The sequence below is a fragment of the Piscinibacter defluvii genome (assembly GCF_004011805.1).
GTDB classification, from domain to species: domain Bacteria; phylum Pseudomonadota; class Gammaproteobacteria; order Burkholderiales; family Burkholderiaceae_C; genus Piscinibacter; species Piscinibacter defluvii.
The window spans coordinates 453,302-476,385 of the sequence record NZ_RCHJ01000004.1 but is presented as its reverse complement, the minus strand read 5'-3'; the positions used below and the strand labels follow the sequence as shown (position 1 = coordinate 476,385).

Genomic DNA, 23,084 nt, shown 5'->3' with positions numbered 1-23,084 from the left:
CTCATCGCGGTACCGCCCCCGCCACCTCCCGCATGAGCACCACCCAGGACCTGGTCACCGCCCTGAAGGCCGAGCTGAAAGCCGCCGGCATCACCTACGCCCAGCTGGCCGAGCAGCTCGGCATGGCCGAATCGAGCATCAAGCGCATCTTCGCGCGCGGCGACATGCCGCTGTCGCGCGTGGACGAGGTGCTGCGCGTGCTGAAGATGGACTTCGCCGACCTGGCGCGCATCGTGGCCGACACCCGCCCGCTGCGCACCGAGCTGACGCACGAGCAGGAGGCCGCGGTGATCGCCGACCGCAAGCTGCTGCTGGTGGCGATCTGCGCGCTCAGCCACTGGACCTACGAGCAGATCGTCGCGACCTACACGCTGACCGAGGCCGAGTGCGTGAAGTACCTGCTGGTGCTGGACAAGCTCGACGTGATCGAGCTGCGCCCGCTGAACCGCTACCGGCTCAAGCTGGCCAAGGGTTTCCGCTGGCGGCCCGACGGGCCGGTGATGCGCTACTTCCGCGAGCACGTGGCGCCCGACTACTTCAGCGGCGGCTTCGACGGCGAGGGCGAGATGCTGATGCTGGTGCACGGCCAGATCGGCCGCAGCCTGGCCGACACCTTCGTCGAGCGGCTGCAGCGCGTCGGGCAGGACTTCGCCCAGCAGCACCTGGCCGACCAGAAGCTGCCGGCCAGCCAGAAGCGGCCCTTCACGCTGATGGTGGGGCTGCGCTCCTGGCTGTTCGCGGCGTTCCGCGACCTCAAGCGCGAGCCGGGCTGGCCCTAGGGTGTTCCCGGCCGGCCCGGGTCACTCCGCCCGGATCTCGATGCGCCGCGGCCGGGCGCGCTCGAGCTTGGGCAGGCGCAGCGTCAGCACGCCGTCGCGCAGGCTGGCGTCGATGTTGCTGCTGTCGAGCTCGCGGCTGAGCGTGAAGCTGCGCAGGTAGCGGCCGGCGCGGCGCTCCATGTACAGCGGCTCGAGCGCGGCCGGTTCGCCGAGGCGGATCGGCGCCTCCAGCGTCAGCGTGTCGCCGTCCACGCGAACCGACAGCGCGTCGCGCGCCGCACCGGGCAGGTCGGCAGTCAGCGTGATGCCGCTCTCGTCCTCGACGATGTTCACCGGCGGCGTCAGCGCCGGGATCTCGGCGGCCGCAGTCGGCTCGCGCGAGCTGATGTCCTGGGTGCTCATGACGTGTCTCCTGGCGGTGAGTGGGTCAGGCGGCGTCGCGCACTTCGATGCGGCGCGGGCGCGAAGCCTCGCGCTTGGCCACGCGCACGCGCAGCACGCCGTCGCGGTAGCTGGCGTCGACCCGGTCGGGGTCGGCCTCGTCGGGCAATGCGATCACGCGGCGGAAGCTGCCTTCCGGGCGCTCGCGCGCATAGACGTTCAGCTTGGCGCCGGGCTCGGGGGCCGGCAGGCGGCGCTCGCCGGCGATCGTCAGCAGGCCCTTCTCGACCGACAGCTCGACCTTGGCCGGGTCGATGCCCGGGGCGAAGGCGTAGATCTCGATCGCCTCGGGGGTGTTGCCGATGTTGACCGGCGGGAAGCTGCCGCGTTCGACGGCGCGGATGCTGGAGGTGGGGCTGCGCGCGCCGAGCAGGCGGTCCATCTGGCGCTGCAGCGATTCGACCTCGGCGAACAGGTCGCCGGGCAGGTTCCACAGGGACGGGTACATGGCGGTCGCTCCTTTCTCGCAGGCGCGGCCGGGCCGCGCGTTCGGGAAAGTAGGGCCGCCGCCGCAGCCTTCAAGAGGGGTGGGCCGTGCGGTCTCAGCGCCGCCGCAGCGTGCCCGCGGCCGGGCCGGCGGCCGCGGCGATTGCCGCCGGCGAGGCCCCCGGCGCGCGCAATTCGGCCAGCAGCGGGCTGTTCAGCCGTGCGGCCAGCGTGCGCACGGTCTGCGAGCGGTCGTGCGGCAGGGCGCGGTCGGGGTCGGCGCCATGTGCCAGCAGCCAGGCGACGGTCTCGCGCTGCAACGCCGGATCGGGCATGAAGGACGGTGTCAGCACGCGCGCCAGCGGCACCCAGGGCAGCTGGTTGCCGCCGCTCGGCGGCGCGCGGTTGGCCAGGCTGGGCACGCGCTGCAGCCACCAGTCGAGCGCGGCGAAGTCGCCGCTTCGCAGGGCCTCCTCGAAGCCGCCGGGCAGCTGGCCCTCGTAGGCGCCCAGGGCGGCGCCGGCGGTGTGGCCGCGCGCCTCGAGCGTGCGCGCCAGCGGCGAGTACAGGTGGCTCGGGTGCAGCGCGCCCAGTGCGCCGAAGGCCAGCACGCCGGGCGGCAGCTGGTCGTGTGCGACCCAGTCGTCGAGCACCCGGTCGAGGCCGGCGGCGCGTGCGGCCGGGCAGCTCAGCGCCCGAACCACGTCGTGGTGCAGCGCCCGCGCGTCGGCCTGGGCGACCCAGCGCAGCGCCTGCAGCTCGGCCGGCGTGGCACGAGCGAAGTCCGGGCAGGGATGCGCCTGGGCCAGGGCCACCCAGGGCGGCGTGGCGCAGGCCTCGGGCACGGCGCCCTTGGCGATCAGCTCGGGCAGCACCGGCCAGAAGGCCGGCTCGCGGGTCGCCACGGTCAGCGGGCAGACCGGCAGGCCGCTGGCGCGCACGTCCTCGGCCTTCAGGCTGCCGGCCACGAACGCGCCGCAGCGTTGCTGCAGTGCACGCTCGACACTGTTGAGCTTGAAGCAGGAGGTCGGGTCGCCCTCGGTGACCTTGTCGTAGACGTGCATCACGACCAGGGTGGTCGTGCAGCCGCTGCCCAGCACGGTCGTCAGGCCCAGGGCCAGCGCAGCGACGAGACGGGGCAGCGATTTCATGCTGGCGACAGCATCAAGATCCATGCCCCGGTCGAAACTGACAGGACTGGTCGGATCTTCGTAAGCGGGTGTTGCGCATCGCGGGGTGGCGCGGCCTGACCGGCTGCCCTAGGCTTTCGCGCCGTACGTCGAGCAGGAGGCCGGGATGCGCATCGTGCTGGGAATCGTTCTGTGGGCGCTTGCTTCGGCGCTGGCCGCACAGGAGCGGGCCATTGCCAAGCAGGTGGTGGTGGCCGCGCCGATCGAGGCGGTGTGGAAGGCCTGGACCACCCGCGAGGGCATCGTCTCGTTCATGGCCCCGGCGGCCGAGATCGACGCGCGGGTCGGCGGCGCCTTCCACATCCACTTCAACCCCTACGGCGAGCCGGGCATGAAGGGCGCCGACGACATGCGCTACATGGCGCTGCAGCCGCCCTCCATGCTGAGCTTCGACTGGAACGCGCCGCCGCACCTGGCGCAGGTGCGCCAGCAGCGCACTTTCGTCGTCGTGCGCCTGAAGGCGCTGGCGCCCGAGTCCACCCAGGTCACGCTCAATCACAGCGGCTGGGGTGAGGGTGGTGAGTGGGACCTCACCTACACCTACTTCGAGCGGGCCTGGGGCACGGTGCTCGGCAACCTGCGCAAGCGCTTCGAGCAGGGGCCGATGGACTGGACCGAGTGGCTCGCCCGGTTGCGCCCGCCGCCCGCCTCGGCCGCCACGCCGAAGTGACGCGGCACTGACGTTTTGCGCCGCTGGGCGGCCGCTCAGGCCGTTTTGTGTTCGAGCCGGTAACTGGCGCCGGCGACCTGGCCGAGCTGCTCGGCCAGGTACGGCAGGCAGGGCGCGAGCGTGTCGTGCAGCGTGTGCGGCGGGTTGATCACGAACATGCCGCTGCCGGCCAGGCCGAAGCCCTTCGCGTCGGGCCGCGCGACCGTCAGGCGGGCATGCAGCCAGCGCTTGCCGGCCAGCGCCTCGAGCCGGCGCGGCAGCTCCGCCGCCTCGACCTTGCTCACCTGCGGGTACCACACCAGGTACACGCCCTCGGCAAAACGCTGCAGCGCGTCGCGCAGCGTGGCGATCACACGCGGGTAGTCGCCGTTGGTCTCGTAGCTCGGGTCCAGCAGCACCACGCCGCGGCGCGAGGAGGGCGGCAGCTGGCCCTTCAGCCCGTCGAAGCCGTCCGCATGGCGCACCTCGACGCCCTTCTGCTGCCCGAGGTAGGCGTTGAGGATGCGGTGATCGGTCGCGTGCAGCTCGAACAGGCGCAGCTGGTCGCCCGGCCGGCGCAGCAGGTGCGCCAGTGCCGGCGAGCCGGGGTACTGGCCGAGCCGGCCGTCCGGGTTGAACTGGCGCACCAGCGCGACCAGGTCTTCCAGCGCCGGCGGCAGGTCGCTGCGCGCCCACAGGCGCCCGATGCCCTGCGCGTACTCGCCCTTCTTCTGCGCGTAGCGGCCCTCCAGCGAATAGCCGCCGGCGCCGGCGTGGGTGTCGACGAAGCGGTAGGGCTTGTCCTTCAGCGCCATGTAGCGCAGCACCTGGACCAGCACCAGGTGCTTGAGCACGTCGGCATGGTTGCCGGCGTGGAAGGCGTGGCGGTAGGCAAGCATCGGGTCGGCCGGCGGCAAAGGGTCGCAGTATCGCGCCGAACCCTTGACCGCCCGCACCGCAGGCCTTGGCGCCGGCCGCTAGAGTGCTCGCCTCGACGTCCTCCCCGGTACCCCATGCATCCGCTGTTCACCCCCTTCCGCGCCGGCGACATCGCGCTGGCCAACCGTGTCGTGATGGCGCCGCTGACGCGCAACCGCGCGCTGCCGGGCCAGCTGCCCGGGCCGCTGCAGGTGGAGTACTACCGCCAGCGCGCCAGCGCCGGGCTGATCGTCACCGAGGCGTCGCAGATCTCGCCCGAGGGCCAGGGCTACCTCGACACCCCCGGCATCCACAACGACGCGCAGGTGGCTGGCTGGCGGCGCGTCACCGAGGCCGTGCACGCGGCCGGCGGGCGCATCGTGATCCAGCTCTGGCATGTCGGGCGCATCTCGCATGTCTCGCTGCAGCCGGGCGGGCAGAGCCCGGTGTCCTCGACCGCGCGTGCCGCGGCCACCAAGACCTTCACGAAGAAGGGCTTCGAGCCGGTGTCTGCGCCACGCGCGCTGCGCAGCGACGAGCTGCCGCGCATCGTGGCCGACTACCGCCATGCAGCGCGCCAGGCGATGGCCGCCGGCTTCGACGGCGTGGAGGTGCACGGCGCGAACGGCTACCTGCTCGAGCAGTTCCTGCGCGACAGCGTCAACGACCGCAGCGACGCCTACGGCGGCCCGATCGCCAACCGTGCGCGCCTGATGGTCGAGGCGGTGCAGGCGGTGTGCGAGGAGATCGGCGCGGCGCGCACCGGGCTGCGCCTGTCGCCCGTCACGCCGGCCAACGATGCCGGGCAGGACAGCGACCCTCAGGCGCTTTACGGTCATGTGGTCGAGCGGCTCGCGCCGCTGAAGCTGGCCTACCTGCACCTGATCGAAGGAGCGACCGGCGGTGACCGCAACGTCGCGCCGTTCGACTACGCGGCGCTGCGCGCGGTCTACAAGCGCGCCCACCCGGCCGGCGCCTGGATGGTCAACAACGGCTACGACGCCGCGATGGCGCGCGCGGTGGTCGAGCGCGGCGAGGCCGACCTGGTCGCCTTCGGTCGACCCTTCATCGCCAACCCGGACCTGGTGCGCCGCCTGCGCGAGAACGCACCGTGGAACGCGCTGAGGCGCGAGACCCTGTACGGCGGCGACGCGGCCGGCTACACCGACTACCCGGCGCTGCCCGACACCGTGCCGGCCTGAGCGGCGCTGCCGCGCTCAGGCCGGGCGCCCGGCCGCGCGGGCACGGAACAGCTCCGTGATGCCCACCTCGCGCGGACCGGGCACGACCTCGAAGGCCTCGCCCGCGCGCAGCGTGCCCGGCGTGCGCACCGCCAGGTAGAAGCCGCACCAGGCGTTGGCCTGCATCAGCTTGACGGCCTGCGCGAAGCCCATCGCCGCGCCGAACTTGAAGCAGGGGAAACGCGGCTCGCTGACCGCCAGCTCGCAGTCCGCAAAGCGCAGCACGTCGCCCACCCAGGTCTGCGGCTCGAGCAGCCCCTCGATCGTCAGGTTCTCGCCGAGCAGGCCGAAGGACGGTGGTTCATCCCAGCCGGCGACGCGGGCCTGGGCCCGCACCGTCTGCCAGAACGGGTAGTGCTCGTGCGGGTAGGCGTAGACCGCCTTGGCGAGGCCGCCGTGCACGGAGGGGTCGGCCTGTTCGTCACCGTCGAGCCCGAGCGGACGCACCGCCACCGGGCCGTCGACCGGCCGCTTCCCGATCGCACTGGCCACCGGCCGGCCGCCGATCTCGAGCATCTGCACCCGCGCGACGTTGATGCTCAGCAGCCGGCCGCCCATCGCGAACCCGGCGCGTCAGGCGGGCGGGCGATAGTGGCGCAGCGCCGCCACCACCTGGCGGCCGCGCGGCCCGGCGATCCAGGCCACGAACATCTTGCCGGCCGGGTGGTTGACGCGGAACGAGCGCATCGCGTGAACCGGGGCGGCCAATGCGGCGTCGCCTTCGACCAGGATGGTCAGCGGCTTGCCGCCCTGCAGCGCCCAGACGGCGCGCTCCACCAGCGCGTAGGCGCCCTGCTGGCGCGCCTGCTGCAGCAGCGTGGCAGCCGGGGCCTGCACGTACCACGGCGCGGCCGGGGCCACCCGGGCCGCGCGCCACAGCGCCATCTCGGCCGCGTGCGCGCCGGAGCCGTCGCCGGGGGTCAGGAACTGCACGCTGCCGGGCACGCCGAGCGCGGCCTCGCGCAGCTTGGCGAGGGCCTCGGCCGCGTCGCTCATGCGGGCGATGCCGGCCGGATCGAAGCTCTTGGGCGTAGGCGCCGGGCCCACGATCACGTATGCGCCGGCGGCGACGGCGCGGCGGTCGTGCACCAGGCCCTGCTTCTCCAGTCTGGCCTCGGCCTCGGGAGCGTTGGTCAGGGCGACGTCGAGTTCGCCGCGCTCGAGCGCCTCGAGCGTCGTCAGTGAGGGGCCGGGCACGTAGCGAAACACGACGCCCGTGTCGCCGAGAAAGGCCTTCTGCAGCGCGATGGCGAGGCCGGATTCGAGCAGCGCCGGATCGACCCCGACCCGCAGCGGATCCTTCATCGAACGCTTCTGCTGCGCGCCCGCCGGCCCGAGGGCCAGTGCGGCCGGGCACAGCAGCAGGTGGCGGCGGCGAAGCGGGGCGGTCAGCACGGCGCGATGGTAGCGCCGGGTCGCGGGACGCCGGGCACGGCCGGCTGGGTGACGTGATTTCGGCCACGCTGGCGCTTGCGGCCTGAGCCGCATCAATGCGGGGCCGCATCAAACTATTCCGGATATGCATGACCCCCGGGATTCCGGTGGTTACCAGGCCATTACACTGAGACCACAATGCTCTTCACCTGCCTTCGCAGGAGAGAACGCGGGCCGCGATCCGGCCCCCCGGGGTAACCCGCCGTAACCCGACGGCGGCGCGATGGCAGCCAGGACAGCGCGGCATTGGGCAAGCCGGTGCGCGCCGGCCCCCGGCAGGGCCGGTTTGCCCAATCCCGATTCCCCAAACTTGTCAGATTGGATCTGCGATGAATCGTCCCGTGCTGGAAGGGGTGCGCCTGAACGCGCCCGCCTACGTCCGCCATGCGCGCCTGCTGTCCTGGGTCGCCGAGATGGCCGCGCTGACCGAAGCCCGGGACGTGTACTGGTGTGACGGCAGCCCCGCCGAGTACGAGCGGCTCTGCGCCCAGCTGGTGGCCGCCGGCACGATGAAGAAGCTCAACCCCGAGCTGCGCCCGAACAGCTACCTCGCGCTGTCCGACCCGAGCGACGTCGCCCGGGTCGAAGACCGCACCTACATCTGCAGCGCGAGGAAGGAAGACGCCGGCCCGACCAACAACTGGGTCGACCCGGCCGAGATGCGCGCCACGCTGCAGACCGGGCCGAACGCGCTGTTCCGCGGGGCGATGCGCGGCCGCACGATGTACGTCGTGCCGTTCAGCATGGGGCCGATCGGCTCGCCGATCGCGCACATCGGCGTCGAGCTGTCGGACAGCCCGTATGTCGCGGTCAACATGAAGATCATGACGCGCATGGGCCGCGCCGTGCTCGATGCGCTGGGCAGTGACGGCTTCTTCGTGCCGGCCGTGCACACCGTCGGCGCGCCGCTGGAGCCGGGCCAGAAGGACGTCGCCTGGCCGTGCAACAAGACCAAGTACATCGTTCACTACCCCGAGACGCAGGAGATCTGGAGCTACGGCTCGGGCTATGGCGGCAACGCGCTGCTGGGCAAGAAGTGCTTCGCGCTGCGCATCGCCTCGACGATGGGGCGCGACCAGGGCTGGCTGGCCGAGCACATGCTGATCCTCGGCGTCACCTCGCCGGAGGGCCGCAAGCACCATGTGGCGGCGGCCTTCCCGAGCGCCTGCGGCAAGACCAACTTCGCCATGCTGATCCCGCCGGCCGGTCTGAACGGCTGGAAGATCACCACCATCGGCGACGACATCGCCTGGATCAAGCCGCACGCCGACGGCCGGCTCTACGCCATCAACCCGGAGGCGGGGTACTTCGGCGTTGCGCCGGGCACCAACCACAAGACGAACGAAAACTGCATGGCCAGCCTCAAGCGCGACGTGATCTTCACGAACGTCGCGCTGACCGACGACGGTGACGTCTGGTGGGAAGGCATGACCGACACCCCGCCCGCCCACCTGACCGACTGGCAGGGCAAGGACTGGACCCCCGCGCTGGCCAAGGAGACCGGCGCCAAGGCCGCGCACCCGAACGCGCGCTTCACCGTGGCGGCCACCAACAACCCGGCGCTCGACCCGGCCTGGGATGATCCGTCGGGCGTGCCGATCGATGCCTTCATCTTCGGCGGCCGGCGCTCGACCACCGTGCCGCTGGTCACCGAGGCGCGCGACTGGGTCGAGGGTGTCTACATGGCCGCCACCATGGGTTCCGAGACCACCGCGGCCCAGGCCGGTGCCACCGGCGTGGTGCGGCGCGACCCGTTCGCGATGCTGCCCTTCACCGGCTACAACATGAGCGACTACTTCCAGCATTGGCTGGACCTCGGCGCGAAGCTGCGGGCGGACGGCGCAACGCTGCCGAAGATCTTCTGCGTCAACTGGTTCCGCAAGGGCCCGGACGGCAAGTTCGTCTGGCCCGGCTACGGCGACAACATGCGTGTGCTGAAGTGGATCGTGCAGCGCGTGGACGGTATCGGCCGCGGCGAGGAGCATGTGTTCGGCGTCACGCCCAACTTCGAGGATCTCGACTGGACCGGCCTCGAGTTCACCCGCGAGCAGTTCGACCAGGTCACCCGCATCGACGCTCAGGAGTGGCAGGCGGAAATGCGCCTGCACGGCGAACTGTTCGGCCAGCTTGCCTACCACCTCCCGGCCGAGTTGCTGTCCACCAAGTCGCGCATCGAGCAGCGCCTGGCGGCCGGCTGAGGCGCGTTTCGCTTCCCAAGACAAAAGGCCGGCAGATGCCGGCCTTTGTCATGCGGGGTCAGTGCTTGCTCAGTGGCGGCTGGCGGCGGCGCGCAGATCCGCCGCGTAGCTCGGCTGGCTCGACTCGTAGGCGTCGGCCATCTGCAGCAGCTGGGCGCGGGCCTCGGCCGGCGTCGGCGCGGCCGGCGCCAGGCTGAACAGCGATTGCAGTTGCACGAAACCACGCGCGATCGCATCGGCCATGGCTTCCAGCGTGCGGCTGGTAACGCTGTGCTGTCGGAACGTCGTGCTGTACATCATGGTGAGACTCTCTTTCTCGATTCGGTTGTGAGCGCTTGCTCAGGCCTTGCGTTCCAGTTCGTGGCGATCCGCGGCGGCATACAGGTCGGCCGCAAAGGCGGGATCGGTGCGCAGGAACTGGTTGGCGTACTGGCGCAGTTCGTTCGCCTCCTCGACGAGGCTGAGGCGACGGTTCTGGTGTACGGGGCGCCGCAGCGCATTCAGCAGCGCCACGGACATGCGAGTGGTGGCGTCTGCCAGACGGCGCAGCGCCTTGCCGAACCCCAGCGGCTGAGCCGGCTTGAAGGACTGCGAAGGCAGGATGTGGCTGGTCATGGCGTTTCTCCTAGAGCACCTTTGATTCGATGCTGCAGTGCAGTATAGGGTAAGCACTAATGCGATGTCGTGAATAGTGTGAATAGCTGGCATTCACCAAACCGCTATCGAGTCGGCCATGAACTTTCGCACGCTCGACCTCAACCTGCTTCGTGTCTATGACGCGGTCATGATGGAGGGCAACATCACCCGGGCCGCCGAGCGCCTGGCGATGACGCAGCCTGCCGTCAGCAATGCGCTGAAGCGCCTGCGCGATTCAGTAGGTGAGGACTTGCTCACAAGGGCACCGCGCGGCGTCAGGCCAACGGCTTTCGGCGAAGCGCTCTGGCCGCCGATCAATCTGGCGCTGGCCCAGCTGCGCGAAGCCCTCGAGCCCGGCGACTACGACCCGACCGAGGACGAGCGGGTGTTCCGCCTGACCCTGCCCGACGCGATCGCCATCGTGCTGCTGCCGCCGCTGATGGCGCGCCTGCAGTTCCTGCACGCCCGCGCGCGGGTCGAGGTGCGGCCGCTGGTCGACCGCGATCCGCGCCCGGCACTGGCCGGCGGCGACGTCGATTTCGCACTCGGCTACTTCCCCGAGGTGGTTGCCAGCCTGGTCGCGCAGGGCAGCGGCGCGCCGCTGCGCCACCGCCGCCTGGCCGAGGGCCGCTACGTCTGCGCGATGCGGCGCGAGCACCCGCTGGCCGGCCAGCCGCTGACCCTGGACAGTTTCTGCGCCGCCGAGCACGTGGTGGTCAGCTTCAGCGGCCGCGCGCATGGCTTCGTCGACCAGGCGCTGGCCCGGGTGGGCCGCACGCGGCGCATCGTGCTGACCGTCAACCAGTTCTTCGCCGCCGCCCATGCGGTGCGCGACTGCGATCTGCTCACCGTGTTGCCCGAGGACTTCCTGCCGCTGACCGGGCTGCAGGACCGGCTCGTCGTCACCGAACTGCCGGTCGACCCCGGCTCGATCAGCGTCGATGCCCTCTGGCACGTGCGCCACGACCGTTCGGCGGCACACCGCTGGCTGCTCGAGCGCTTCGACGAGATCGGCCGCGAGCGACTGACCGCGGCTTGACGGGCGGCGCGAAATCCCGCATGCTTCATCAAGTGGCCTAGACCACTTTGCGATCCAGCCGGAGACCTCCCCATGAACTCCCCCGTCGAGTCGACCCGAGTCGCCCATGCGGCCGCGCAGGCGGCGCGCAGCGCGCCCGGCCGCGTGGTGCGCGCGCCGCGCGGCAGCGCGTTGCACTGCAAGTCCTGGCTGACCGAGGCCGCGTTCCGGATGATCCAGAACAACCTCGACCCCGAGGTGGCCGAGCGCCCCGAGGAGCTGGTGGTCTACGGCGGCATCGGCCGCGCGGCGCGCGACTGGGCCGCCTTCGACCGCATCCTCGAATGCCTGCAGGCGCTGGAGGGTGACGAATCGCTGCTGATCCAGTCGGGCAAGCCGGTCGGCGTGTTCAAGACCCACCCGGACGCGCCGCGTGTGCTGCTGGCCAACTCGAACCTGGTGCCCAAGTGGGCCACCTGGGAGCACTTCCACGAGCTCGACCGGCAGGGCCTGTTCATGTACGGCCAGATGACCGCGGGCTCGTGGATCTACATCGGCACCCAGGGCATCGTGCAGGGCACCTACGAGACCTTCGCCGAGGCCGGGCGCCAGCACTACGGCGGCAACCTGGCGGGGCGCTGGATCCTCACCGCCGGCCTGGGCGGCATGGGCGGCGCGCAGCCGCTGGCGGCGAGCTTCGCCGGCGCGGTGTCGCTGAACATCGAGTGCCAGCAGAGCAGCATCGACTTCCGCCTGCGCACCCGCTACCTCGACAAGCAGGCCAGGGACCTGGACGACGCGCTGGCGCTGATCCGCCACCACACCGCGCGCGGCGAGGCGGTCTCGATCGGCCTGCTCGGCAACGCCGCCGAGATCCTGCCCGAGCTGGTGGCGCGGGCGCGTGACGGCGGCCTGAAGCCCGACCTGGTGACCGACCAGACCTCGGCCCACGACCTGATCAATGGCTACCTGCCGGCCGGCTGGACGGTGGCGCAATGGCGTGCCGCCCAGGCCGATGCCGGCCAGCATGCGCGGCTGAAGGACGAAGCGGCGCGTTCCTGCGCGGTGCACGTGCGTGCGATGCTCGACTTCCATGCCATGGGCATCCCGGTGGTCGACTACGGCAACAACATCCGCCAGGTCGCGTTCGACCAGGGCGTCAAGAACGCCTTCGACTTCCCCGGCTTCGTGCCGGCCTACATCCGGCCGCTGTTCTGCGAGGGCAAGGGGCCGTTCCGCTGGGTCGCGCTGTCGGGCGACCCGGAGGACATCCGCAAGACCGACCGCAAGATCAAGGAGCTGTTCCCCGCCAACGCGCATGTGCACCGCTGGCTCGACTTGGCCGGCGAGCGCATCGCCTTCCAGGGCCTGCCGGCGCGCATCTGCTGGCTCGGCCTGGGCGAGCGCCACGTGGCGGGCCTGGCCTTCAACGAGATGGTCAGGAGCGGCGAGCTGAAGGCGCCGATCGTGATCGGCCGCGATCACCTCGACACCGGCTCGGTGGCGAGCCCGAACCGCGAGACCGAGGGCATGAAGGACGGCACCGATGCGGTGTCCGACTGGCCGCTGCTGAATGCGCTGCTCAACACCGCCGGCGGCGCCACCTGGGTGTCGCTGCACCATGGCGGCGGTGTCGGCATGGGCTACTCGCAGCACTCGGGCATGGTGATCGTCGCCGACGGCAGCGAGGCCGCCGAGAAGCGCCTCGCGCGCGTGCTGGTGAACGACTGCGCCAGCGGCGTGATGCGGCATGCGGACGCCGGCTACGAGCTGGCCATCCGCACGGCGCGCGCGCATGGCCTCAAGCTGCCGATGCTTCCCGCGTGAGCGGCCGCTTCGCGCTCGATGCGCTGCCCTGGCAGGCCTGGAAGAACGGCGCAGGCCGCACCCGCGAGATCGCGGTCGAACCCCCCGGCGCCGGGCTGGATGACTTCGGCTGGCGCATCAGCGTGGCCGAGGTTGCGGCCGACGCGCCGTTCTCTGCCTACCCCGGCGTGGACCGCTGCAGCAGCCTGCTGCAGGGCAACGGGATGATGCTGCGCTCGCACGACGGCGGCACCGAGTACCGTCTCGACCGGCCGCTCGAACCCCTTGCCTTCGACGGTGGCATGGCGCTGCAGGCGTGCCTGATCGACGGCCCCTGCCTGGATTTCAACCTGATGACGCGCCGTGGCCCCTGGCGCGGCGAGGTCGTGTGCGTCGTGGCGCCGGCGCGCTTGCCGGAAGCCGACGCCCTGCTCGTGCTGGCCGTCGACGGTGCCCCGGAGGTCGAGGGCGACAGCCTGCGGCCGGGCGAGGGCCGTGTGTGGCGCACGCCGGTCACCGGCCTCGACATCGGCGGCAGCGGCCGCCTGCTGGCCGCGCGCCTGACGCGGCAAGCGACCGCATGAACACCCTGTTCGCCGACCACGCCCTGCTGCCCGACGGCTGGGCCCGCGACGTGCGGCTCGCCTGGGACGGGCAGGGCCGCCTCACCCGGGTCGAACCGGGCGCCAAACCGGGCGGCGCGCCGCGCGCCGCAGGCGTGCTGCTGCCCGGCCTGCCGAACCTGCACTCGCATGCCTTCCAGCGTGTCTTCGCCGGGCTCACCGAGTTCCGCGGCGACACGGCCGACAGCTTCTGGACCTGGCGCGACCGCATGTACCGCGTGGCCCTGGCGGTGTCGCCCGAGCAGCTCGAAGACATCGCGACGCAGCTCTACATCGAGATGCTGGCGTCCGGCTACACCGCGGTGTGCGAGTTCCACTACCTGCACCACGACCCGCAGGGTCGCCCATATGCCGAGCGCGCCGAGCTGGCACTGCGCCTGGCCGCGGCGGCGCGACGCGCCGGCATCGGGCTCACGATGCTGCCGGTGCTGTACCGCCACGGCGGCTTCGGTCCGGCGCCGGCGCGCGCCGACCAGCGCCGCTTCCTGAACGAGGTCGACGCTCTGCTGCAGATCGTCGAGCGCGTGCGTGCCGCGGGCGTGCGCACGGGCGCCGCACCGCATTCGCTGCGCGCCGTCGCGCCGGAGGACCTGCACGCGCTGCTGGCCGGCCTGCCGGCCGACGCGCCGCTGCACCTCCACGTGGCCGAACAGCGCCGCGAGGTCGAGGACTGCCTGGCCTGGAGCGGCGCACGCCCGGTGCAGTGGCTGCTCGACCATGCGCCGGTCGACGCGCGCTGGTGCCTGGTGCACGCCACCCACCTCGACGAGGCCGAGCGCGCCGGCGTCGCCGCCCGCGGCGCGGTGATCGGCCTGTGCCCGACGACCGAGGCCAACCTCGGCGACGGCCTGTTCGACCTGCCGGCCTATGCCGGCGCCTGGGGCATCGGGTCGGACAGCCACGCCAGCGTCGACCCGGCCGAGGAACTGCGCCTGCTCGAGTACGGCCAGCGCCTCGCACGTGGCGAGCGCAACGTGGCGGCCTCGGTGGCCACGCCGCAGGTGGCGGAGACGCTCTGGCGCGCCGCGCTGGCCGGGGGGGCGCAGGCCAGCGGCCGGCCGGTGGGCGGGCTCGCGGTCGGCCAGCGGGCCGACTTCCTCGTGCTCGGCGATACCTCGCTCGACGGCCTGACGCCGGCCCAGCAGCTCGCCACCCTGGTGTTCGCGCCACGCCGGCGTGAACTGCTGCGTGAAGTGTGGACAGCAGGGGATTGCCGGGTGCGTGCCGGCTGGCACGATGCGGCTGCGTCGGCGCTGTCGCGATTCCTCGCGGCGCGCCGCAGCCTGCTCGGAGCGCTGTGATGACCACGCCGACCATCGATCTGCTGCTGCGCAACGTGCGCATCGTCACCGGCACCGACGACGCCTGCAGCATCACGCCGCCGGCCTTCATCGCCATCGTGGACGGGCTGATCGGCGGCCTCGGGCCGATGACGGCCCTGGACCCGCATGCGCCGGTGCGCGACGAGCTCGACGGCGAGGGCGCGCTGCTCACCCCCGGTCTGATCGACTGCCACACCCACCTGGTGCACGCCGGCCACCGGGCGCGCGAGTTCGAGATGCGCCTGGCCGGGGCGAGCTACGAAGAGATCGCGCGGGCCGGCGGCGGCATCCTCTCGACCGTGCGCCAGACCCGCGACGCGGTGCCCGCCGACCTGTTCAACCAGTCGGCGCGCCGCCTCCAGGAGCTGATGGCGCACGGCGTGACCACGGTCGAGATCAAGTCGGGCTACGGCCTGTCGCTGAAGGACGAGCTGAAGCAGCTGCGTGTGGCGCGCGAACTCGGCCAGCGCCACCCCATCGACGTGCGCACCACGCTGCTCGCGGCGCATGCCGTGCCGCCCGAGTTCGACGGCCGCGCCGACGACTACATCGAGCACGTCGTGATGCACATCCTGCCCGAGGCGGCGCGGCTCAAGCTGGCCGATGCGGTGGACGTGTTCTGCGAGGTGATCGCCTTCGACCCGATGCAGGCGCGCCGCGTGCTGCAGGCGGCCTGGGTGCACGGCCTGCCCGTCAAGGTGCATGCGGAGCAGCTCTCGCCGCTTGGCGCGGCGGCACTGGCGGCCGAGTTCAAGGCGCTCTCGGCCGACCACCTCGAGCACCTCGACGAAGCCGGCGTGGTGGCGATGGCGCGCGCCGGCACGGTGGCGGTGCTGCTGCCGGGCGCCTACTACTTCCTGCGCGACACGCACCTGCCGCCGGTGGACCTGCTGCGCAAGCACCATGTGCCGATCGCGGTGGCCACCGACTGCAATCCGGGCACCAGCCCGACCACGCACCTGCCGCTGATGATGAACATGGCCTGCACGCTGTTCCGGCTCACGCCGGCCGAGGCGCTGCTGGGCGTCACGCGCCACGCCGCGCGCGCGCTCGGAATGCAGGAGACGCACGGCAGCATCGAACTCGGCAAGGTGGCCAACCTGTGCCTGTGGGACGCCGAGCATCCCGCCGAACTGGCCTACACGATCGGCGCCAGCCGGCTACGGCAGCGCCTGCACCACGGCCTCCAGCATCCCGCGCAGCAGCGGCTGCAGGGCTGAGGCGAGGTCGGGCCGGTAGCCGAACGGCGCTGACTCGTCCATGTAGGTGCACTGGCAGATCTCCAGCTGCAGCGCGTGCACGCCGCGCTCCGGCGCGCCGTAGTGGCGCGTGATCCAGCCGCCCTTGAAGCGGCCGTTGGCCACGTGGGTGTAGGCCGTCTGCGAGTCCATCACCGCCTCGGCCGCCGCCTGCACCGCGCCCGCGCAGGCGCGGCCGTCGGCGGTGCCGAGGTTCAGGTCCGGCAGCTTGCCCTCGAAGAAGCGCGGCAGCACGCTGCAGATCGAGTGCGCGTCCCACAGCGCCACGCGGCCGTGCAGCGCGAGCAGCCGGTCGAGTTCGCCGCGCAGCGCGTCGTGGTAGGGGCGCCAGTAGCGCTCGCGACGGTGCGCCGTCTCGCTGCCGTCGGGCCGCTCGCCCGGGCGGTACAGCGGCTCCTTGCGGAAGGTGTCCACCGGCAGCAGGCCGGTCACGTCCTGGCCCGGGTACAGGCTCTCGTCCTCGGGCGGGCGGTTCAGGTCGACCACGTGGCGCGCATGGGTCGCGGCGAGCACGCTCGCGCCCATCGTGGCGGCGAAGTCGTACAGCCGCGGCAGGTGCCAGTCGACGTCGGCCCGCTCGAGCGCCTCCGGGGTCATGCGCGCCTCCAGCTCGGGCGGGATGAGGGTGCCGGCGTGGGGGATCGACACCAGCAGCGGCAGGCTGCCCCGGGTCAGTGCGAAGATGGCGTTCGGCATGCGTGACAACCCGAAGGAAAGTGGTCTAGACAAGTTGGTCGCCCCGTGTAGACTGCGCGGCACGCGGCTTGCATGACCGGGCCGACCTTCGCCACCCAGGAGACCCCATGAGCTTCCAGCGACACCTCGCGACCCTTGCCGCCGCCATTCTCGCCTGCGGCGGCGCCGCCGCCCAGGAAACCCCCGTGGCCATCGGCATCTCCGGCTGGACCGGCTTCGCGCCCCTGACGCTGGCCAAGGAGGCGGGCCTGTTCAAGAAGAACGGGCTGGACGTGACGATCAAGAAGATTCCCCAGAAGGACCGCCACCTCGCGATCGCCTCGGGCGACATCCAGTGCGCCGCCACCACGGTCGAGACCTGGGTGGTGTGGAACGCCAACGGCGTGGCCACCACGCAGATCTTCCAGCTCGACAAGAGCTACGGCGCCGACGGCCTGGTGGTCAAGCCGTCGATCGCGAAGATCACCGACCTGAAGGGCAAGACCGTCGCCGCCGACGCGCCGGGCACGGCGGGCTACTTCGGCCTGGCCTGGATCCTGAAGAAGAACGGCCTGTCGGTGAAGGACGTGAAGGTCGTCAACATGGGCCCGCAGCCCGCGGCCAACGCGATGATCGCCGGCAATGCCGACATCGATGCCGGCATGACCTACGAGCCCTACCTCTCGGCCGTGCGCGCCAAGCCCGAGGCCGGCAAGATCATCGCGACGACGCTGGACTACCCGATGGTGATGGACACCTTCGGCTGCACGCCCAAGTTCCTGAAGGAGAACCCGAAGGCCGCCAGGGCGCTGGCCGACGGCTACTTCGCCGCGCTGGAGATGATCAAGGCCGAGCCGAAGAAGAGCTTCGAGATCATGGGCGCCGACGTCAAGCAGAGCGGCGAGGCCTTCGAGAAGAGCCAGGCCTACCTGCGCTGGCAGGACCGCGCGGCGAACCAGAAGTTCTTCGCCGGCGAGCATGGCCAGTTCAGCAAGGAGGCGGCCGAGCTGCTGCTGGAGATCGGCATCATCAAGCAGATCCCCGACCTGAAGGCGCTCGCGGACACCTCGTTCATCCAGTGAAGCCCTTGCGCGACGTCGCCCCGGGCGCGCGCGTCGCGCTCGGCGTGGCGTTCTTCGTGTGCTTCTTCGCCGTCTGGGCGTTGGCCACGCTGGGCGGCTACGTCTCCAAGACCTTCCTGGCCGACCCGCTGACGATGCTGCGCTCCGGCTGGACGCTGCTGGCCGAGCAGGGCTTCGCCCAGGACATCGGCTTCACGGTCTGGCGCGTGGTCGGCGGCTTCGTGCTGGCCGCGCTGGTCGCCGTGCCGCTGGGGGTGGCGATGGGGGCGTACAAGCCGGTCGAGGCCTTCTTCGAGCCCTTCGTCTCGTTCGCACGCTACCTGCCGGCCTCGGCCTTCATCCCGCTGCTGATCCTGTGGGCCGGCATCGGCGAGGCGCAGAAGCTGGCGGTGATCTTCATCGGCTCGTTCTTCCAGCTCGTGCTGATGGTCGCCGTGACGGTGGGCGCGACGCGGCGCGACCTGGTCGAAGCCGCCTACACGCTGGGCGCGAGCGACTGGGGCATCGTGCGGCGGGTGCTGATCCCGGCCGCGGCCCCCCAGGTGGCCGAAACACTGCGCCTGGTGCTCGGCTGGGCCTGGACCTACGTGATCGTGGCCGAGCTGATCGGCGCCTCGGCCGGCATCGGCCACATGATCACCGACAGCCAGGCGCTGCTGGCCACCGACCAGATCATCTTCGGCATCCTGACCATCGGCGTGATCGGCCTCGTCTCCGACCTCGCCTTCAAGCGCGCCAACCGCGCGCTGTTCCGCTGGGCCACCTTGTGAGGATCGTGTGAGTCGCCTCTCGATCCGCGGCGTCGGCCGCACCTTCCCGGGCGTGCACCGCGGTGCGCCCACCGTGGCGCTGCAGCCCACCGGGCTCGAGGTGGCCGACAACGACTTCATCACCATCCTCGGCCCCTCGGGCTGCGGCAAGTCCACGCTGCTGCGCATCGTGGCCGGGCTGGACACGCCAACGCAGGGCGAGGTGTTGCTCGACGGCGCGCCGGTGCGCGGCCCCGGGGCCGAGCGCGGCATGGTGTTCCAGAGCTACACCCTGTTCCCGTGGCTGACGGTGCGCGAGAACATCTGCTTCGGCCTGCGCGAGAAGGGCCTGCCCGCGGCGCAGCAGGCCGACATCGCGGCGCGTTTCATCGCCGAGGTGGGGCTGGCCGGCTTCGAGGCGCACTACCCGAAGCAACTTTCCGGCGGCATGCAGCAGCGCGTGGCGCTGGCGCGCGCGCTGGCCAACGACCCGAAGATCCTGCTGCTGGACGAACCCTTCGGCGCACTCGACAACCAGACCCGCGCGCTGATGCAGGAGCTGCTGCTGTCGATCTGGGAGCAGCACAGGAAGACGGTGCTGTTCGTCACGCACGACGTGGACGAGGCGATCTTCATGGCCAACCGCTGCATCGTCTTCAGCGCGCGGCCCGGGCGCATCAAGAACGAGCTGGCGATCGACCTGCCCTACCCGCGCCACTACACGGTGAAGACGACGCCGCGTTTCTCCGAGCTGAAGGCCGTCGTCACCGAGGACATCCGCGCCGAATCCATCAAGACGGCGCAGATGGAGCGCTGAGTCCGCGCCGGAGGGCCGCGCTCAGCCCGGCAGCGCCGCGCCCTCGAGCACCAGCGTGGTGGCTGCGGCGATGTCCGGTGCCATCAGGCGGTCTTCGGTCAGCCGCGGCACCTGCGCGCGCAGGCGTGCGAGCTGCGCCTCGAGTGCCGGCGAGCTGTGCAGCGGGCGGTGGAACTCGAGCGCCTGGGCCGCGGCCAGCCATTCGATCGCCACGATGCCGGCGGTGTTGTCGATCATCGGGTGCAGGCGGCGCGCGGCGTAGGTGGCCATCGAGACATGGTCCTCCTGGTTCGCCGAGGTGGGCAGCGAGTCGACGCTGGCCGGGTGCGCGAGCGACTTGTTCTCCGAGGCCAGCGCCGCGGCGGTGACCTGCGCGATCATGAAGCCGGAGTTCAGCCCGCCGTGCTCGACCAGGAAGGCCGGCAGGCCGGACAGCCCCGGGTCCATCAGCATCGCGGTGCGTCGCTCGGACAACGCGCCGATCTCGGCGATGGCCAGCGCCAGGTTGTCGGCCGCGAAGGCCACCGGCTCGGCGTGGAAATTGCCGCCCGACAGCGCCTCCAGCGTGTCGGCGAACACCAGCGGGTTGTCGGACACGCCGTTGGCCTCGGTCAGCAGGATGTCCCAGGCATGCGCCATCTGGTCCAGGCAGGCGCCCATCACCTGCGGCTGGCAGCGCAGGCAGTACGGGTCCTGCACCTTGTCGCAGCCGCGGTGCGATTCGCGCAGCGGGCTCGCGTGCAGCCAGGCGCGGTAGCGCGCCGCCGCCTCGCGCTGGCCCTTCTGGCCGCGCACGGCGTGGATGCGGTCGTCGAACGGGGTGTCCGATCCCTTGGCGGCATCGACCGTCAGCGCGCCGACCGCCAGCGCGGCGTCGAACACGCGCTGCGCGCGCAGCGCCGCATGCAGCGCCAGCGCGGTGGAGGCCTGCGTGCCGTTCAGCAGCGCGAGGCCTTCCTTCGGGCCGAGCACCAGCGGCTGCAGCCCGGCACGCGCCAGCGCCTGTGCGGCCGGGACGCGCGCGCCGTCGACGAATGCCTCGCCGATGCCGATCAGCACGCCGCTCAGGTGCGCCAGCGGCGCCAGGTCGCCCGAGGCGCCGACCGAACCCTTCTCCGGCACCACCGGCAGCACGTCGTGCGCCAGCAGCGCGAGCAGCGCCTCGATCACCTCCGCCCGCACGCCCGAGACGCCATGCGTCAGGCTGGCCGCCTTCAGCAGCAGCATCAGGCGCACCACGGGTGCGGCCAGCGGCTGGCCGACGCCGGCGCTGTGCGAGAGCACCAGGTTGCGCTGCAGCTGCAGCAGCTGGTCGTCGGCGATGCGTGTCTGCGCCAGCTTGCCGAACCCGGTGTTGATGCCGTACACCGGCGCATGGCGGTCGACCAGCGCGCGCACCGCGGCGACGCTGGCCTCGATGCGCGGGCGCGCGTCGGGGGCTATGGCCAGCGCGAGCGGGCCGGACGCGACGCGGTCGAGCAGGGGCCGTTCGAGCCGGCCGGGGGCGATCAGGGGGGTGGACATGGCGGTACGGGCGGTCGGGCGGGGGGCAAAGTGGCCTAGACAACTTTAGCACGCCGGGCGGTAGAATGCAGCCATGAAATCCCCCGCCGGCGCCCGCGTGCTGCCCTCCGAGGAGGTCAAGGCCTCGATCCGCCGGCGTATCGCCGAGGGAGGCTGGCAGCCCGGCATGCGGCTGCCCTCCGAGCGCGAGCTGGTGCAGGAGTTCGGCTGCGCCCGCATGACGGTGCACCGCGCGCTGCGCGAGCTGGAGGACGAGGGGCTGATCGAGCGCCGCCAGGGCTCGGGCTCCTACGTCGCCGAGCTGCACCCGATCTCCAACCTGCTGCAGGTGCGCGACATCCACGAGGAGATCGCCGAGCGCGGCCACGACCATGCCACGCGCGTGCTGTCGGTGCAGCGCGAGAAGGCCTCCGCCGAGGTGGCCGCGGCGATGCGCCTGCGCAAGGGGGCCTCGGTGTTCCACGCGCTGCTGGTGCACCTGGAAAACGGCGTGCCCATCCAGCTCGAGGACCGGCATGTCAACCCGGCGCTGGTGCCGGACTTCCTGGCGCGCGACTTCACCCGGGTCACGCCCTCGCACGTGCTGTTCGAGCATGCCCCGCTGACCGAGGCCGAGCAGGTGGTCGAGGCGGTGCTGGCCGACGCCGAGCAGGCGCTCATGCTCGACGTGCCGGTCGGCAGCGCGCTGCTGCGGGTCTCGCGCCGCACCGTCTCGCAGGGCGCGGTGGCCTCGATCGCCCGGCTCTACCACCCCGGCGCCCGCTTCCGCCTGGTCGGCCGCTTCTCCGTATGACCGCTTCCACGCAGGACCTGAGCGACGCCGAGCTCGAGGAGCTTCAGGGGCTGCTGGCGCGCACGCCCGAGCCCTTCGAGCCGCTGGACGTGGTGATGCTCGACGGCTTCCTGGCCGCGGTGATCGTGCAGCCGGTGCTGCTCGCGCCCGAGGCCTGGCTGCCGCATGTGTTCGACTTCGACGCCCAGCCGCTGCCCGACGACGTCGACGCCGCCTGGCGCGAGCGCACCGTTGCGCTGGTGCTGCGCCGCCACGCCGCGCTGCGGCGCCAGATCGCCGAGGACGGCTGGTTCGACCCCGTCGTGCTCGAGCCCGACGACTGGAACCCGCCCGCCACCGACGACCCGGCGGCCAGCCTGAACCCGGTCTCGCAGGCGCTGTACCCCTGGGTGACCGGCTTCCAGCTCGGCCTGGACGCCTTTCCCGACCTGCTCGAGCAGCCCGACACCGACATCGACCTGGCGCTGGCGCGCCTGTACCGCCACCTGCCGCCGATGAGCGACGAGGACCGCGAGCTGATCGCCACGATGGACCGCGACCTGCCGCTGGCCACGCTGGACGACGCGATCGACGATCTGATCCAGGTGGTGGTGGAGCTGTCGGACCTGACCGAGAAGCGCCGCTACCAGGTCGAGACGGTGCGTCGCGAGGCGCCGAAGGTGGGCCGCAACGACCCCTGCCCCTGCGGCAGCGGGAAGAAGTACAAGGCCTGCCACGGCAAGTAGCCGCCCGGATGCGCCTCCAGCTGCTGTCCGACCTGCACCTCGAGACCGAGGAGTTCGAGCCCGTCCCGGCCCCTGGCGCCGAGCACCTGGTGCTGCTGGGCGACATCGACAGCGGCTGGGAGGCGCTCGAGCGCTTCGCCGGCTGGCCGGTGCCGGTGCTGATGGTGGCCGGCAACCACGAATTCGACCGGCGCGACATCGACGCCACCTGGCCGGCGCTGCGCGCGCGCTGCCATGCGCTGGGCATCACGCTGCTGGAGCGCGAAAGCCTGGTGCTGACCGATGCGCAGGGGGCGCGCATCCGCTTCGTCGGCACGGTGCGCTGGTGCGACTTCAACCTGTTCGGCGAGGCGCGCCGCGCGGCCGCCACGCGGGCCGCCTCGTACTACATGAAGGTGATGGCGAGCACGCGCGGCGGCGTGCTGTTCGACGCCGAGGCGGTGCGCGCCGAGGCGCTCGCGTGCCGCGCCTGGCTGGCGGCCGAACTGGCGCGCAGCGGCGACTGGGACCGCACCGTCGCACTGACCCATTTCGCCCCCAGTCTGCGCAGTGCCGACCCGCGCTACGGCGCCGCCAACGGCACGGCGAGCTTCTGCAACGCCGACGACGACCTGCTGCCCTGGGCCAGCACCTGGCTGCACGGGCACCTGCACTGCCGGCACGACTACCGGGTGGCGCACGAGCGCGGCAGCACCCGGGTGGTCTGCCACGCGCGCGGCCATGCGCACAAGGGCGAGGCCGAGGGCTACGACGGCTGCTTCGTGCTCGAGGTCTGAGTC

At 71.7% G+C, this 23,084-nt stretch carries 25 protein-coding genes; 15 read left to right on the top strand and 10 right to left on the bottom strand.

Going from position 1 to position 23,084, the window contains the following annotated elements; translation table 11 throughout:
• Positions 1-32: 32 nt before the first annotated feature.
• Positions 33-779: a helix-turn-helix domain-containing protein gene (locus tag D9C15_RS14850; protein ID WP_127998520.1), complete on the top strand. Its 747-nt coding sequence runs from the start codon at positions 33-35 to the stop codon at positions 777-779.
• Positions 780-800: 21 nt separating this feature from the next.
• On the opposite strand, the gene D9C15_RS14845 is transcribed toward D9C15_RS14850, so the two are convergent.
• From D9C15_RS14845 to D9C15_RS14835, 3 genes are all read right to left on the bottom strand, one after another.
• Positions 801-1,181, bottom strand: coding sequence for an Hsp20/alpha crystallin family protein (locus tag D9C15_RS14845; RefSeq protein ID WP_127998518.1), 381 nt, complete (start codon positions 1,179-1,181; stop codon positions 801-803).
• Between the two features lie 25 nt (positions 1,182-1,206).
• Entirely contained in the window at positions 1,207-1,668 is a 462-nt protein-coding gene (locus D9C15_RS14840) for an Hsp20/alpha crystallin family protein (RefSeq protein ID WP_127998516.1), read from the bottom strand.
• A 94-nt stretch (positions 1,669-1,762) separates the two neighbouring features.
• On the bottom strand, positions 1,763-2,797 hold the full coding sequence (locus tag D9C15_RS14835) for a hypothetical protein (RefSeq protein ID WP_127998514.1): 1,035 nt from the start codon (positions 2,795-2,797) through the stop codon (positions 1,763-1,765).
• Positions 2,798-2,942: 145 nt separating this feature from the next.
• Here D9C15_RS14835 and D9C15_RS14830 point away from each other — a divergent pair, with 145 nt between their 5' ends.
• Positions 2,943-3,506 carry an SRPBCC family protein gene (locus D9C15_RS14830; RefSeq protein ID WP_127998512.1) on the top strand — a complete coding sequence of 188 codons (564 nt, stop codon included), beginning with the start codon at positions 2,943-2,945 and terminating at the stop codon, positions 3,504-3,506.
• Positions 3,507-3,541: 35 nt separating this feature from the next.
• Here the strand turns inward: D9C15_RS14830 and D9C15_RS14825 are convergent, their stop codons facing one another.
• A complete protein-coding gene (locus D9C15_RS14825; protein WP_127998510.1) occupies positions 3,542-4,384 on the bottom strand; it encodes a 23S rRNA (adenine(2030)-N(6))-methyltransferase RlmJ in 843 nt (280 codons plus the stop codon).
• Between the two features lie 114 nt (positions 4,385-4,498).
• Here D9C15_RS14825 and D9C15_RS14820 point away from each other — a divergent pair, with 114 nt between their 5' ends.
• Positions 4,499-5,605, top strand: coding sequence for an alkene reductase (locus D9C15_RS14820; RefSeq protein WP_127998508.1), 1,107 nt, complete (start codon positions 4,499-4,501; stop codon positions 5,603-5,605).
• A 15-nt stretch (positions 5,606-5,620) separates the two neighbouring features.
• Here the strand turns inward: D9C15_RS14820 and D9C15_RS14815 are convergent, their stop codons facing one another.
• Positions 5,621-6,202: an MOSC domain-containing protein gene (locus tag D9C15_RS14815; protein ID WP_127998506.1), complete on the bottom strand. Its 582-nt coding sequence runs from the start codon at positions 6,200-6,202 to the stop codon at positions 5,621-5,623.
• Between the two features lie 15 nt (positions 6,203-6,217).
• Positions 6,218-7,039, bottom strand: a complete 822-nt coding sequence (locus tag D9C15_RS14810; RefSeq protein WP_164886732.1) for a substrate-binding domain-containing protein — start codon at positions 7,037-7,039, stop codon at positions 6,218-6,220.
• Between the two features lie 368 nt (positions 7,040-7,407).
• Here D9C15_RS14810 and D9C15_RS14805 point away from each other — a divergent pair, with 368 nt between their 5' ends.
• On the top strand, positions 7,408-9,276 hold the full coding sequence (locus tag D9C15_RS14805) for a phosphoenolpyruvate carboxykinase (GTP) (RefSeq protein ID WP_127998502.1): 1,869 nt from the start codon (positions 7,408-7,410) through the stop codon (positions 9,274-9,276).
• A 69-nt stretch (positions 9,277-9,345) separates the two neighbouring features.
• Here D9C15_RS14805 and D9C15_RS14800 read toward each other — a convergent pair whose 3' ends face one another.
• Both D9C15_RS14800 and D9C15_RS14795 read right to left on the bottom strand, forming a co-directional pair.
• Entirely contained in the window at positions 9,346-9,576 is a 231-nt protein-coding gene (locus D9C15_RS14800) for a hypothetical protein (RefSeq protein WP_127998500.1), read from the bottom strand.
• A gap of 39 nt (positions 9,577-9,615) precedes the next feature.
• Positions 9,616-9,891 carry a hypothetical protein gene (locus D9C15_RS14795; protein ID WP_127998498.1) on the bottom strand — a complete coding sequence of 92 codons (276 nt, stop codon included), beginning with the start codon at positions 9,889-9,891 and terminating at the stop codon, positions 9,616-9,618.
• A gap of 118 nt (positions 9,892-10,009) precedes the next feature.
• On the opposite strand from D9C15_RS14795, the gene D9C15_RS14790 reads away from it, so the two are divergent.
• The 5 genes from D9C15_RS14790 (at position 10,010) to hutI (ending at position 15,901) form a co-directional block, all read left to right on the top strand.
• On the top strand, positions 10,010-10,951 hold the full coding sequence (locus tag D9C15_RS14790; protein WP_127998496.1) for a LysR family transcriptional regulator: 942 nt from the start codon (positions 10,010-10,012) through the stop codon (positions 10,949-10,951).
• A gap of 72 nt (positions 10,952-11,023) precedes the next feature.
• Complete coding sequence (hutU, locus tag D9C15_RS14785) at positions 11,024-12,757, top strand: urocanate hydratase (RefSeq protein WP_127998494.1); 1,734 nt, start codon at positions 11,024-11,026, stop codon at positions 12,755-12,757.
• The gene (locus tag D9C15_RS14780) at positions 12,754-13,320 is read left to right on the top strand and encodes a HutD/Ves family protein (protein WP_164886731.1); all 567 of its coding nucleotides are present in this window, start codon (positions 12,754-12,756) and stop codon (positions 13,318-13,320) included. Before hutU ends, D9C15_RS14780 begins: the two co-directional genes overlap by 4 nt.
• Positions 13,317-14,660: a formimidoylglutamate deiminase gene (locus tag D9C15_RS14775; RefSeq protein WP_127998492.1), complete on the top strand. Its 1,344-nt coding sequence runs from the start codon at positions 13,317-13,319 to the stop codon at positions 14,658-14,660. The genes D9C15_RS14780 and D9C15_RS14775 overlap by 4 nt, the downstream gene beginning before the upstream one ends.
• Entirely contained in the window at positions 14,660-15,901 is a 1,242-nt protein-coding gene (gene hutI, locus D9C15_RS14770; RefSeq protein WP_127998490.1) for an imidazolonepropionase, read from the top strand. The genes D9C15_RS14775 and hutI overlap by 1 nt, the downstream gene beginning before the upstream one ends.
• Here hutI and hutG read toward each other — a convergent pair.
• A complete protein-coding gene (hutG, locus tag D9C15_RS14765; protein ID WP_127998488.1) occupies positions 15,842-16,636 on the bottom strand; it encodes an N-formylglutamate deformylase in 795 nt (264 codons plus the stop codon). The genes hutI and hutG overlap by 60 nt on opposite strands.
• 107 nt (positions 16,637-16,743) lie before the next feature.
• Between hutG and D9C15_RS14760 the strand changes: the two genes are divergently transcribed.
• Genes D9C15_RS14760 through D9C15_RS14750 form a run of 3 tightly spaced genes read left to right on the top strand, consistent with a single transcriptional unit; the run spans position 16,744 to position 19,263 of the window.
• Positions 16,744-17,697, top strand: coding sequence for an ABC transporter substrate-binding protein (locus D9C15_RS14760; protein ID WP_127998486.1), 954 nt, complete (start codon positions 16,744-16,746; stop codon positions 17,695-17,697).
• Complete coding sequence (locus D9C15_RS14755; RefSeq protein WP_127998484.1) at positions 17,694-18,467, top strand: ABC transporter permease; 774 nt, start codon at positions 17,694-17,696, stop codon at positions 18,465-18,467. The genes D9C15_RS14760 and D9C15_RS14755 overlap by 4 nt, the downstream gene beginning before the upstream one ends.
• Positions 18,468-18,474: 7 nt before the next feature.
• Positions 18,475-19,263 (top strand): ABC transporter ATP-binding protein, encoded by a 789-nt coding sequence (locus tag D9C15_RS14750; RefSeq protein ID WP_127998482.1) that lies wholly within the window; start codon positions 18,475-18,477, stop codon positions 19,261-19,263.
• A gap of 21 nt (positions 19,264-19,284) precedes the next feature.
• On the opposite strand, the gene hutH is transcribed toward D9C15_RS14750, so the two are convergent.
• The gene (gene hutH / locus D9C15_RS14745; protein ID WP_127998480.1) at positions 19,285-20,787 is read right to left on the bottom strand and encodes a histidine ammonia-lyase; all 1,503 of its coding nucleotides are present in this window, start codon (positions 20,785-20,787) and stop codon (positions 19,285-19,287) included.
• 73 nt (positions 20,788-20,860) lie between these two features.
• Between hutH and hutC the strand changes: the two genes are divergently transcribed.
• Genes hutC through D9C15_RS14730 form a run of 3 tightly spaced genes read left to right on the top strand, consistent with a single transcriptional unit; the run spans position 20,861 to position 23,081 of the window.
• Positions 20,861-21,580, top strand: coding sequence for a histidine utilization transcriptional repressor HutC (hutC, locus tag D9C15_RS14740; RefSeq protein WP_127998478.1), 720 nt, complete (start codon positions 20,861-20,863; stop codon positions 21,578-21,580).
• The gene (locus D9C15_RS14735; RefSeq protein ID WP_127998476.1) at positions 21,577-22,305 is read left to right on the top strand and encodes a YecA/YgfB family protein; all 729 of its coding nucleotides are present in this window, start codon (positions 21,577-21,579) and stop codon (positions 22,303-22,305) included. The genes hutC and D9C15_RS14735 overlap by 4 nt, the downstream gene beginning before the upstream one ends.
• 8 nt (positions 22,306-22,313) lie before the next feature.
• Positions 22,314-23,081: a metallophosphoesterase family protein gene (locus D9C15_RS14730; protein ID WP_127998474.1), complete on the top strand. Its 768-nt coding sequence runs from the start codon at positions 22,314-22,316 to the stop codon at positions 23,079-23,081.
• Positions 23,082-23,084 lie beyond the last annotated feature (3 nt).

Coding starts and splice junctions, on each gene's coding strand:
- D9C15_RS14815 (WP_127998506.1), bottom strand. CDS start 6,202: ATGGGCGGCCGGCTGCTGAGCATCAACGTCGCGCGGGTGCAGATGCTC.
- D9C15_RS14820 (WP_127998508.1), top strand. CDS start 4,499: ATGCATCCGCTGTTCACCCCCTTCCGCGCCGGCGACATCGCGCTGGCC.
- D9C15_RS14790 (WP_127998496.1), top strand. CDS start 10,010: ATGAACTTTCGCACGCTCGACCTCAACCTGCTTCGTGTCTATGACGCG.
- hutH (WP_127998480.1), bottom strand. CDS start 20,787: ATGTCCACCCCCCTGATCGCCCCCGGCCGGCTCGAACGGCCCCTGCTC.
- D9C15_RS14830 (WP_127998512.1), top strand. CDS start 2,943: ATGCGCATCGTGCTGGGAATCGTTCTGTGGGCGCTTGCTTCGGCGCTG.
- D9C15_RS14735 (WP_127998476.1), top strand. CDS start 21,577: ATGACCGCTTCCACGCAGGACCTGAGCGACGCCGAGCTCGAGGAGCTT.
- D9C15_RS14835 (WP_127998514.1), bottom strand. CDS start 2,797: ATGAAATCGCTGCCCCGTCTCGTCGCTGCGCTGGCCCTGGGCCTGACG.
- D9C15_RS14775 (WP_127998492.1), top strand. CDS start 13,317: ATGAACACCCTGTTCGCCGACCACGCCCTGCTGCCCGACGGCTGGGCC.
- D9C15_RS14845 (WP_127998518.1), bottom strand. CDS start 1,181: ATGAGCACCCAGGACATCAGCTCGCGCGAGCCGACTGCGGCCGCCGAG.
- D9C15_RS14730 (WP_127998474.1), top strand. CDS start 22,314: ATGCGCCTCCAGCTGCTGTCCGACCTGCACCTCGAGACCGAGGAGTTC.
- D9C15_RS14800 (WP_127998500.1), bottom strand. CDS start 9,576: ATGATGTACAGCACGACGTTCCGACAGCACAGCGTTACCAGCCGCACG.
- D9C15_RS14805 (WP_127998502.1), top strand. CDS start 7,408: ATGAATCGTCCCGTGCTGGAAGGGGTGCGCCTGAACGCGCCCGCCTAC.
- hutU (WP_127998494.1), top strand. CDS start 11,024: ATGAACTCCCCCGTCGAGTCGACCCGAGTCGCCCATGCGGCCGCGCAG.
- D9C15_RS14825 (WP_127998510.1), bottom strand. CDS start 4,384: ATGCTTGCCTACCGCCACGCCTTCCACGCCGGCAACCATGCCGACGTG.
- hutC (WP_127998478.1), top strand. CDS start 20,861: ATGAAATCCCCCGCCGGCGCCCGCGTGCTGCCCTCCGAGGAGGTCAAG.
- D9C15_RS14840 (WP_127998516.1), bottom strand. CDS start 1,668: ATGTACCCGTCCCTGTGGAACCTGCCCGGCGACCTGTTCGCCGAGGTC.
- hutI (WP_127998490.1), top strand. CDS start 14,660: ATGACCACGCCGACCATCGATCTGCTGCTGCGCAACGTGCGCATCGTC.
- hutG (WP_127998488.1), bottom strand. CDS start 16,636: ATGCCGAACGCCATCTTCGCACTGACCCGGGGCAGCCTGCCGCTGCTG.
- D9C15_RS14850 (WP_127998520.1), top strand. CDS start 33: ATGAGCACCACCCAGGACCTGGTCACCGCCCTGAAGGCCGAGCTGAAA.
- D9C15_RS14795 (WP_127998498.1), bottom strand. CDS start 9,891: ATGACCAGCCACATCCTGCCTTCGCAGTCCTTCAAGCCGGCTCAGCCG.
- D9C15_RS14760 (WP_127998486.1), top strand. CDS start 16,744: ATGAGCTTCCAGCGACACCTCGCGACCCTTGCCGCCGCCATTCTCGCC.